General features: G+C 61.4%; 10 protein-coding genes. 1 reads left to right on the forward strand and 9 read right to left on the reverse strand.

The features are described 5' to 3' along the window. Nucleotides 1-293 precede the first annotated feature (293 nt). Entirely contained in the window at nucleotides 294-1,784 is a 1,491-nt protein-coding gene (gene araA, locus FWD29_06340) for an L-arabinose isomerase (GenBank protein ID MCL2803555.1), read from the forward strand. Here the strand turns inward: araA and FWD29_06345 are convergent. From FWD29_06345 to FWD29_06385, 9 genes are all read right to left on the reverse strand, one after another. Continuing rightward, nucleotides 1,781-2,446 (reverse strand): L-ribulose-5-phosphate 4-epimerase, encoded by a 666-nt coding sequence (locus FWD29_06345; protein MCL2803556.1) that lies wholly within the window; start codon nucleotides 2,444-2,446, stop codon nucleotides 1,781-1,783. The genes araA and FWD29_06345 overlap by 4 nt on opposite strands. Nucleotides 2,447-2,455: 9 nt before the next feature. Beyond that, nucleotides 2,456-4,066, reverse strand: a complete 1,611-nt coding sequence (locus FWD29_06350; protein MCL2803557.1) for an FGGY-family carbohydrate kinase — start codon at nucleotides 4,064-4,066, stop codon at nucleotides 2,456-2,458. Nucleotides 4,067-4,143: 77 nt separating this feature from the next. Beyond that, entirely contained in the window at nucleotides 4,144-5,127 is a 984-nt protein-coding gene (locus FWD29_06355; protein MCL2803558.1) for a LacI family DNA-binding transcriptional regulator, read from the reverse strand. 237 nt (nucleotides 5,128-5,364) lie between these two features. Further along, nucleotides 5,365-6,717 carry a transaldolase family protein gene (locus FWD29_06360; GenBank protein MCL2803559.1) on the reverse strand — a complete coding sequence of 451 codons (1,353 nt, stop codon included), beginning with the start codon at nucleotides 6,715-6,717 and terminating at the stop codon, nucleotides 5,365-5,367. A 212-nt stretch (nucleotides 6,718-6,929) separates the two neighbouring features. Beyond that, nucleotides 6,930-7,958, reverse strand: coding sequence for an NAD(P)-dependent alcohol dehydrogenase (locus FWD29_06365; GenBank protein MCL2803560.1), 1,029 nt, complete (start codon nucleotides 7,956-7,958; stop codon nucleotides 6,930-6,932). 42 nt (nucleotides 7,959-8,000) lie between these two features. Further along, nucleotides 8,001-8,804, reverse strand: coding sequence for a DeoR/GlpR family DNA-binding transcription regulator (locus FWD29_06370; GenBank protein MCL2803561.1), 804 nt, complete (start codon nucleotides 8,802-8,804; stop codon nucleotides 8,001-8,003). 30 nt (nucleotides 8,805-8,834) lie between these two features. Continuing rightward, complete coding sequence (locus FWD29_06375; GenBank protein MCL2803562.1) at nucleotides 8,835-9,590, reverse strand: triose-phosphate isomerase; 756 nt, start codon at nucleotides 9,588-9,590, stop codon at nucleotides 8,835-8,837. A 2-nt stretch (nucleotides 9,591-9,592) separates the two neighbouring features. Continuing rightward, on the reverse strand, nucleotides 9,593-10,054 hold the full coding sequence (locus FWD29_06380) for a ribose-5-phosphate isomerase (GenBank protein MCL2803563.1): 462 nt from the start codon (nucleotides 10,052-10,054) through the stop codon (nucleotides 9,593-9,595). Nucleotides 10,055-10,056: 2 nt separating this feature from the next. After that, nucleotides 10,057-11,054: DAK2 domain-containing protein (locus FWD29_06385; GenBank protein MCL2803564.1), on the reverse strand; the 998-nt coding region annotated here is incomplete at its 5' end.

Here is an 11,054-nt window from a genome sequence, read left to right on the forward strand (position 1 = left end):
CGGCAATTGGCGGCCTGAACAGCGCTTTTGCGGCCCGGGGTCGACTGCCATCGAGGTTCGACCGTTACCAAATTGTTACCAAATAGTCCTGCCGGCGGCCTTGACTAGCTGCCGTGTTAGCGTTCACACTTGTGCCAGTTAGCGTTGGCGACGGCTGGCTCGGGCTGGGGTGGCTTGCCTGGCAAGTCATGGACGTGGTGGTCCGCCTCAGCCACAAATGACTGGTCCTGGTGGTGGACCAGGCGCCACTGCCGCCAGGCGCAGCACCTGGACAACTAGAAAGGCAACCACTGATGAAGACTGATCTGGCTAACCGTGAAGTCTGGTTCCTGACCGGCTCGCAGGAGATGTACGGTGAGGAGACGTTGCGCCAGGTGGCAGTCAACTCCAAGGCGCTAGTCAAACAGCTGGACGCGGCCGGCTTGCCTGTCAAAGTGGTCTGGCAACCGGCCCTAACATCCAAGGCGGCCATTGAGCAGACGGTCCTGGCCGCCAACGCCCAGCCCAGCTGTGTTGGGCTGATTGCTTGGATGCACACCTTCTCGCCGGCCAAAATGTGGATTGCTGGTCTAATTGCCGCGCGCTTGCCTCTGCTGCATCTTCACACCCAGGTGAACGAGGCTCTGCCCTGGAGCACCATCGACATGGACTTCATGAATCTGAATCAATCGGCTCACGGCGACAGGGAATTCGCCTATATCGAATCGCGGCTGGGGATCACCCGGAAAACCGTGGCCGGCTCGTTGGCCAACCCGGCTGTGATCAGTCGAATTGACAGCTGGGCTCGGGCGGCGCTGGCTCACCAGGACGCCAAACAGGGCGCCGTGCTGCGCTTTGGCGACAATATGCGCGATGTCGCGGTGACCGACGGTGACAAGATCGAAGCCGAGGCTACCTTTGGTTTTGCCAACCGGACCTACGCCGTAACCGAGCTGGCCCAGGCCATTGAAGCAACTCACCTAGACCAGGTGACTGAACTGGTTGAGCAATACCTCGATCTCTACCAGGTGGCGGCGGAGCTGCGTCCCGGCGGGGCCAGGGCCGAGTCTTTGTTCTATGCCGCCCGCCAAGAGCTGGCCTTGAAAGCCTTCCTGGATGACCATGGCGCCACCGCTTTCACCACCAATTTCGAAGACCTAGGGGCGCTTAGGCAGCTGCCTGGCCTGGCCGTGCAGCGTCTGATGGCACAGGGCTACGGTTTTGGCGCTGAGGGCGACTGGAAAACCGCCATGTTGGTGCGCATTGCTAAAGTCATGGGCGCCGGCCTACCGGGTGGAGCCTCAATGATGGAGGACTACACCTACCATCTGGTACCCGGCGAAGAAAAGTCGCTCGGTGCGCACATGCTGGAAGTATGCCCGTCGTTGACCACTGCCAAACCCAAGGTGGAGATCCATCCACTGTCGATTGGTGCCAGGGAAGATCCGGTGCGTCTGGTCTTCACGGCTGATTCTGGTCCCGCCACTGTGGTTGGGCTGGCCGATATGGGCGCACGCCTGCGCCTGACCGCTCTCACCGTCAACCTGGTGCCACCCGACCAGCCCCTGCCAAAACTGCCAGTGGCCTGCGCCGTTTGGCTGGCCGAGCCCGATTGGGCGACGGCGGCTGAATGCTGGTTGGCGGCTGGCGCACCCCACCACACCTGCCTTAGTTCGGCCGTGCCGGTTGAAGCCTGGGAAGACTTCGCCACTATCACCGGCACCGAATTCGCCTTGATTACCAAGGGCACAACGGTGCGTCAGTTCACTCGCGAGTTGAGTTGGAACGCCGCCGCAATGCGCTAGCCAAGCTGCCCATAGACGTTCTGGTACCGGTTGTACAACTGGCTGGCGGTCTGCTCGTCTAGCGCGATGGGGCTGCCAAGCTGCCGTGCCAAAAGGACCGTGCGGGCCACTTCCTCACACATGACAGCGGCCTTGACCGCTTGTTTGGCATTTGACCCAACTGTAAAGACACCGTGGTTGGCCATCAAAACTGCAGGTGAACGCGAAGTCTCTAAGGTTTCGACAATACCCCGGCCGATCGAGTCATCACCAATCAGGGCCAGCGGCCCAACCGGTATGTCCCCGCCAAACTCATCCCCCATCATGGTCAGCACGCATGGAATCGGTTCACGGCAGGCCGCCCAGGCGGTGGCATAGGGCGAATGAGTGTGGACCACACCGCCGATCTGAGGTTTGTGGCGGTAGATATAGGCGTGGGCGGCAGTATCCGACGATGGCGCGTAGTCGCCTTGGACCACTTCGCCCTGCAAGTTGGTCACCACCATGTTGTCTTCGGTCAGATCTTCGTAGGGCACACCCGAGGGTTTTATCACCATCAGCTCCGTACCAGGCACGCGAGCCGACACGTTGCCCGCCGTCCAGACCACCAGTTTGTAGCGCGTCAGCTCCCCAAGGAGACCGGCCACTTCGCGTCTTGCCTGGTCAACGGCTGAAAGCTGCACAATCCCCTCCTAGTGAAGTTGGTCAATGGAACGCTCAATGGCCAATCCCAGCCGGTAGCGTTCCAGGTAGGTGTTGAAACCGGCCACTTGGGCCGCGATGGGCTCCACGGTATCGAAATCGCCAGCCGAAAAGACCCGAGAGTCAAGGTAGTTAGGTAGCGAAAGGCCTTGGTTGGCGGCCAAGGCGTAGGCCGCCAGCACAGCCATGCCCCAGGCCCCGCCGTTCGAAGCGGTCTGCCCAACTGTGATGGGCAGGTCAAGGGTGGCCGCCATCAGTTGCTGCGCCACCAGGGGCGTTTTGAACAAGCCGCCATGGGCCAGCAGATTAGCTGGTCTAATGCCCTGCTCTCGCAGTATGTCAAGACCCAGGCGCAGTGTCGCAAAGACGCCATAGACCTGGGCTCGAGCGAAGTTGGCCAGCCCACTTTGACCTCCCGGCAGGCGGGTGGCCACCGGCCAGCCGCGGGCCACATCGGTGATCGGTTCGCCGGCCAAATAGTTGTAAGCCAAGTAGCCACCGGCATCGTCCTGACCGTCCAGCGCGGCCTGCAAGAAGGCGGTGAAGGCCTCGCCACTGGTGACCTCTGTGCCAACAGCCCGGGCGAATTGGGCAAAAAGACTGACATTGGCGTCGAGCTCACTGGCACCGTTGTTGCAGTGCACCATGGCCACTGGCAATCCGTCTGGCGTGGCCACCATGTCGATCTCAGGCAAAGGCACTGCTGGAGGCTTTTCGGTCACCACCATGGCGAAAATCGAGGTGCCGACTGATACATTGCCGCTGCCTAGGCCAACTGTGCCCGTGGCGACCATACCGGTTCCGGCATCGCCTTCAGGTGCGGCCGTTGGCGCACCGGGCGCGAAGGCGCCAGTTGGGTCAAGTAGCCCGGCGCCGTGGGCGGTGATGTGGCCGGCCGGTTGGCCAGCCACCATCAGCTCAGGCAAGATTCGCTCCAGCCGCCACGGCAAGTCGCGAACCTTGGGCAATTGGCCAAATCGGCTCAAGAGGGCTGGGTCAAAGACCGGCGGGTCGCTCAGCACGGGGAACATTCCCGAGCAGTCGCCCACACCCAGCACCTTTTGACCGGTCAGTTGCCAGTGGACGTAGCCGGCCAGGGTGGTGATGAAGGCGAGGGAGCTGATGTGGTCTTCCCCATCCAAAATGGCCTGATACAAATGGGCCACCGACCAGCGCAGCGGTATGTTGACACCGAAGGCTTGGCTCAGCTCGGCCGCGGCCGGCCCGGTGTTGGTGTTACGCCAAGTTCTAAAGGCCGTCAGCAGTTCGTCATTGCAGTCAAAGGCCAGGTAACCATGCATCATGGCCGAGACGCCAATGGCGCCGGTTTGGTTCAGGGCGGTGCCGTAACGCTCGGCCGTGTTTTGGCGTAGCTGGGCAAAGGCTGTTTGGACACCTTGCCAAACTTCGGCCATGGGATAGGTCCACAGACCATCAACCAGCTGGTTTTCCCATTCGGACTCGCCTTCGGCTAGGACATCATGCTCAAGGTCAACTAGGACTGCTTTGATGCGACTGGAGCCGAGTTCTAGGCCGATGGCGGTGCGATTGGCTTCGATTGCCGCGGCCGGTTTCGGTGGAGTTTGGTTAAGAACGGACACGCTTGATGTTAGCGCTCACCACGGCGGTGGGGCAAGCCCGAACCGGTCTAGTTGGGATCACAGTACCGCTGTGACAGCTAGATGCTGGTGGTTGACGCGCGTGTCACCAATGTTGGCTCGATTAGCCTCACGGCGGTTGATTCACCGGCTGTGACATCGATCAGAGCTTTGACGGTGGCTTCACCCAATAGAGAGAAATCTTGCCGAACAGTGGTTAGCGGCGGGATCAGCTGATCCGAACCAGGCATATTGTCGAAACCAACCACCGAAAGGTCATCCGGTACTCGTAAGCCCAGGTCATGGGCGGCTCGCAAGACACCCAGCGCCATCAGATCATTGGCCGAAAAGATCGCTGTTGGGCGGTGCAGTCCGCTGAGCAGACGGGTGGCTTGCTCGTAACCCGGATCAGATTGCCAGTCGCCAATAGCCAGTGGGCCAGGTGGGGCGCCAACATCGGCCAGGCATTCAGCCCAGGCGGCCATACGGGCTTGGGCCTCGAACTCCTCCAACGGCCCTGCCAAGTGGGCAATTGCCGTGTGTCCCAGCTCAAGCAGGTGGCCAACTGCCGCTTTGGCCCCTGCCGTCTGGTCGATGGCCACTGACACTGCACTTGGTTCAGACACGGGTCCCGAGGTGACCGCCACCAAAGGCAGTTTGGAAGCCACCCGCATGCAGGCCTGGAGCGACTCACGAGTCGGCGCGATCACCACCAACCCGTCGACGCCTTGGCCCCTAAAGTGCTCAATTGCGTTGGCCATTTCGCTCGGCTGGTTTGAAGCCAAAGAGGCCACCGAAACCCAAAAGCCCAGTTCACGAGCGTAGCGTTCAATCCCCAACAGGGTTGACGACGGTCCATAAAGGTGGCCGTTGACCAAAACCACGCCAATCGTCTGGGACTTCTGGGTGACTAGCGCACGGGCCGCCAGATTACGTTTGTAGCCCAGTTGCTCAATGGCTTCAAGGACGCGCTGCTCGGTCTCCGGCGCCACCCCGCCGGCCCGGTTGACCACACGTGAGACGGTTTGGTGCGATACGCCAACTAGACGCGCCACATCAAACATTGACGGTGGCCTACTGCCACCAGTTTGAGGGTCCATGGCCGCCTGTCTTTCGTCCAATGCCAATCTCCAATGTTAGCGCTGACTATCGGGGCTGGCGCAAGTCCGCCTGCCGCCTGGCGCCACCAAGCTGGGTTCAAGCCAGGCGGGGCGAAAAGACGGGTTCCGGCATCAGGCACAAACCTGAGGCGAAAAAGAGGCTACGGCCCGCAGCCGGAACCCGTCGTCCTTACAGCTAGCTCAGACCACGCCCTGCACGGCGCTCATGAAGCTGCGCTGGTAGCTAATCACCTGGCTGGTCGAGGCAAACCGGGCCAGGTAGGACGGCTCGGCGGTGACAACCACCCGCCGGGTCATATCGGCAAATTCATCGGCGGCAAGAAGCCGATCAATATCTGGATAGTTCGAGTCCCCGGCCATGGAACAGATGATCAGCCGGGTGTCTGGCAGGTTAGCCTGGCGCAGCAAGCGCAGGTTGTGCCGCACGGCGTCAAGACCGTCGCTGCCCTCAGGGCTGTCAAACTGGCGATAGTCGACCAGGCCTTGAGCCATGTCCCGGATCTGACCAAGGTCCAGTTCAATGTCCTTGGGCGTCAGGTAGTCGCTGGCGATTAGGTAGTCGCGCAGCTCGGCCAGAACCGACTCATCGCCGCCGGCCCGGTAGTCCCCCAAAAGCGCGGCCATGCGCTGGGTTTGGATCAGCCGTTGCCGGACAAAACTGTTAATGAAGTAAGGGCGAGCCTGTAGCGCCAACTGAGCCTGGTAGGGCTCGAACATCAAGGTGAAATTGATGCGGAAGCCGTGTTCGCGCAGTGCCAGGGCCAAGCGGTGACCGATAAACGCGTCCTCGGTGGCCGGTGCGGTGTAGCGGCAATCCAACCGCTTGTCGCCACCCAGCAGCTGGGCCACGTTCTGGGCGTTGACTGGCCCGGTGTGTGGCACCTTGATGACCAGGCGCCATTCAGACAACAGCTGCCTAAAGTGTTCGGCCTCTTCCAGCAGGCGGTCAAAGCTCGGGTCGAACGGGTTGTTTAGCTCAACCGAAATGTCGCAGCCGGGCCCCAGGATCCGGCCTAGCTCGGCTACGACCTCGTCGCGGTCTTTGAAGTGGCCATCAACGTTGGCTTTGGGATTATTCAAGAAACGGTCGTAGATAATGCCCGGATTGCAGGTCAGGTTGGCCAACAGTGGCGCTACATGGGCCAGCTCGTAAGGGTTGGCTGTATCGGCAGAGAAAAGCACATTGGTTGGCCGGAGCTGGGAGTCGGTGTCATAGGAGATGTTCCGCACCAGGTCAGCCCGCAAGACGCCATCAACATCAAGGGCCAATTCGACTGCAAAGCCGGCCGGTGTGTGGCCGGCGGGCACCTGGAAGTAGTCCACCACCCGTTTGAACTCTGCTGTCACGCCCAAATGCCGGGCGGATCTAGTCAGCGTGGCGAACTCGTGGCCGTCCAGGCACTGGCCTTGGACTCGCTCAACGTAGGTCTCCTCGCCGGCCACTACCGGCAGATTCAGGGCTGCCAGCCGGTAGGCCACTACCTTGGGCGCGCCACCGGCTGCTGGTGGTCGACTTTCAGGGGATTGGGACATTTTGGACCTCCCTTGGGGCCTGCCTCACTGCAGGCCACGGTTGTCTTGACGTGGGTCAGCGCTCCGCTGACCTGGGGACAGGCGCAAAGCCAGCCCGGCTGCCGGCTATGGGAAGGTTCCGGGTGACACCCTGGAGCGGCCGGCAACAAGACGGGCGCGGCTGGGGGACTTTGCGGCAGTATTCCCCCAGCCGCAGACTGGAAACTCTTTACTTACAGGTAGGGGTTGACCACTGACTTGATGGTGCCCGGCAAGCTGGTCGAACCGAGTGCCTCTGGCACCTGCTCAAGCCCATAGTGGCCGGTAACCATTCCGTCTAGGTCCACCCGGCCGTCTTCGACCAGGCCAATGGCCGTGGGCCAGGTGTTGTTGTAGCGGAAAATGCCGGTGACCCAGACCTCCTTGCCCTGCAACACTGGAACCGGCATAGGCACCTCATTGGGTCCCATGCCGACCAGAATGCCGTAGCCACCAGGCCTGACGTTTTGCAGGCCAGCTTGAACCGCGGCAGCCGGGCCAGCAGCATCGACAAAGGCGTCGACGCCAAGATCCAGTTTGGCCACGTCTTCAGTGGTGGGGTCGATGGCGGCGGCAGCGCCATACTTCAAGGCAGTGGCACGCCTCTCGGCCGAAGGATCGGTCACAAAGACTTCCCGCGCGCCGTAGGCCTTGGCCACTTGCAGGCAAAGCAGGCCAATTGGCCCGGCGCCGGTAATCAGCACCCGGTAGCCAACTGTGAACTTGGCCTTGCGGGCTGTTGCCACCGCACACGAAAGCGGCTCCATCAGCCCGGCGGCGTCATCGGACACCTTCTCGGAAATCTTGAAGGCGAAATGCGACTGGATGGTTTGGTATTCCTGGAAGGCGCCATCGGTGCCGGGAACGGCATAGAACTGCATGTCAGGATCCAGGTTGTAGTCGCCCCTAAGCGATTCTGCCGAGTTAGAGGCCGGATGCTGCGGTTCAATTGTGACCCGCTCGCCAACCCTGGCCGGGTCAACCGCCGAGCCCACGGCTACGATTTCGCCACCGGACTCATGGCCAAGCACCAGCGGTTCCGTCACCACCCAATCAGCCAGACAGCCTTCTTTGTAGAAGTGGACGTCTGAGCCGCAAACGCCAACCGACTTGATTTTGATCAGCACCTCATCGGCTTCCGGCACTGGTACCGGCCTGGTTTGAAGCTGCAGATCCATCGCTTTCATCAGGACGGAGGCTCGCATCGTGGTAGGTATTGCCATGTCTTGTTCTCTCTCTTGGTCTTGCCCGGGCCCGGCAATCGCCTAACCCGAGGCGACCAGGACCTCGATGCCCTGGCCGCGCAGTCTGGTGATGTGTTCTATCGGTGTGCCCCGGTCGACAATGATCAGGTCGAACTCGGCCAGGGGCACTAGCCCGTGTAGGGCTCGCTTTTCGAATTTGGTGTGGTCAGCCAGCAGAATCTTGCTGGCGGCAGATTTCAGCATGGCCCTTTTGACGGCCACAGTCTCGTGTTCTTGGTGGAAGCACATATCGTCAACAATGGCCGCAGTCGACATGACGACTATGTCCGCCCTCAGCCCTATGACCTCGTCAACTGTCGCCTTGCCCATGAAAGCGCCACACCAGTTGGCGTATGACCCGCCCAAAGCAATCAGCGACAAATCTCGCACTTCACGTAGCGCCATGATCAGCGGCAAGGCGTTAGTGATAACGGTTAGCGGCACCCGGCTGACCAGATGGGGAGCGAGGTGCCTAACTGTCGTCGAGTCATCGAGCATAATGGCCTGACCAGGCTGAATATGCTCAGAGCAGGTTCTGGCGATGGACTCTTTTTCCGCCAACTGCCGTCCAGCTCGATAAGCATCGGATGACTCGACCAAGGAGGTGGCCTGGGCTGTGGCCATGCCACGGGATTTGCGCAGAATGCCGCGAGCCTCCAGATCATCGAGGTCGCGGTGCACCGTCATTAGCGAAATGCCAAACCTGTGGGCCAGCTCTTCGATCCGGACCGAACCGTCAGCCAAAACGGCGTCCATAACTTGGGTGCGGCGATTCTCCTGCCTGGTTTGCCGAATTCCCTTCGGTGTTTGCGAAATCGGTTCCACGGCCAAGTCCTTTCCGTTACTCAGATCACTTCAGTTTCCGGTGGCTTCCGCCAGGACTTGGGCAAATGCCGCCGGGTCGTGAGCAAACCGCCCCAAAAACAACCCGCCAACCCCTTCGCCCAACCGGCTGAACAAGCCCGGGCCGGCACTGCCACCGTAAACCACTCGGATATCGCTTTGCGGGCAATTCGCCCGGGTCCACTGATCGAGCTGTTGGCATACCGAGACGATCTGGTTCTCGTCAGCGGGCTGGCTGGCGCCGATGGCGGCGACCGGTTCGTAGGCGATGTCTAACCGCCTACCTGGCCGGTCGCCACCCAACTTGCCTAAGGTGGCCTCCAACTGCTCGATGCAGTAGTCGCCGGCGGCCTTGGCTTCAATTCCACCAGGCTCGCCCACGCAAAGCAAAGGCACCAGGCCTTGGGCCAGCGTGGCCGCCAGCTTGCCCCGAATGATGTTGTTGTCCTCGCCAAATAGCCGGCGGCGTTCGGCGTGGCCAATCTCGACAAAGCGGCAGCCAACCTGGTTCAGCGAGGCGGCCGAGACCTCGCCGGTGAAGGCTCCCGAATCGTGACTGGCCACGTTCTGGGCACCAACCCTTAGGGCCGGGTTGTCCCGGCCCACCAGGTCGACCACGGCTGGGATTGAGACGAAACTGGGGAAGAGTACAACCTCGACCACCCCGGGTCGGTTATTCGCCTCTATCGCCTTGATGATTTGACCGGTCCAGGCCAAAGTGCGCTGGTGGTCGAAATACATCTTCAGGCTGACTCCCAGGAATTTCATGACTAGCAGCCTTCGTATTCCTCGATCAGGGCGACTTTGGAAGCGGATGGAGAACTAGTGTCGAACTGGTAGGTCAGCCATTCACGGACCAGGCGGCGGGCCAGCTCCAGCCCGATCACCCTTTGGCCCATGGCCAGGACTTGAGCGTCGTTGGACAGGATCGAGCGTTCCACCGAGAAAGAATCGTGAGCCGTGACGGCCCTGATTCCGCTCACCTTGTTAGCGGCAATGGCCATGCCGAGGCCAGTGCCGCAAATCAGCACGGCCCGGTCAGCCTCGCCGGCGGCCACCATTTCAGCGGCCGCCAACGCCACAGTTGGATACGGGGTGTGCGAATCGGCATTGACCCCGACATCGGCAACTGCCGCGACCGCCGGGCTGGCCTCCAGATCGGCTTTGATGACCTGCTTGTAACCAAGGCCGGCGTCATCGCAGCCGATAACCACTTTCAAGGCTCGGTCCACTGTTAGTCGACCTCCCCCAGCGCCTGACCAACAGCCTGGGCGATACTCGCCAGTGAGACAGCACCAGGATCAGGCGTGCCTACAGACTTCTCAGCATGCGGCCGGGCGCGGCCAATCTTCGGTACCAGATCAGCTGTGGCCTCAGCCGCCTTGGTGGCGGCCTCAGCGGCCAGTTGCCAAGCTGCCACTAAACCAAGGCCCGTGGCCTGACTGGCTTTGAGTGATTCGACAAAGGGCACCAGCGCGTCAACCATGGTCTTGTCTCCAAGTTGAGCTTTGCCCACGGTCATCACGGCTTGGCTGGCCTGCTCTACGGCCTTGGCCACGCCGGCGGCATCGGGCACCTGGCTGTCTCCCAGAGACCCACCAAGCGTCCGCAGCAACAAACCCCAAAGCGCACCTGAAGTGCCACCGGCCTCCTCAGCCCAGGCGTTGCCAGCTTGGATTAGCATGGCGCCAACGCCGACCGGTTGCCCGGCCAAGGCGGCGGCAGCCTGGGCAGCGCCGGTGGCGCCGCGTTGCATACCAATGCCGTGATCACCGTCACCGGCAATCTGGTCGAGCTGACCTAGGTAGTCGACAGTGGAGTCGATCCTGGCGGCGATCGCCTGAAGGGCTTTGGCCACGACTTTGGCCCCCGCCTGTGATTCGGCACTAGCGGCAGCGGTTTGGCTTTGGGCCGCGCCGGCCTGCGAGCCGGCGCCTTGGCGCAGCGCCGCCTGGGCGACCGAGCCTTTGCGATAGGCCGGCGTGTTGGCCGGACCCAACCAGGCCTTTTCCAGCTCGGCGTCAAGCCAGCACAAGGTCAGTGAGACACCGGCCATATCAAAGCTGGTGCACATTTCGCCCACATCAGGCTCAACTGGCGTTATTCCGGCGTCCCTGAGCAGGGCGTCGATGGCACCGTGGATAACAAAAAGCTCCTCGTAGCTGACAGACCCCAGGCCGTTGGTCATAACGGCCACCCGGCCCTCGTTGGCGCCTTCAGGCGTCTCCGCCA

Source organism: Micrococcales bacterium (assembly GCA_009784895.1).
GTDB lineage: Bacteria > Actinomycetota > Actinomycetes > Actinomycetales > WQXJ01 > WQXJ01.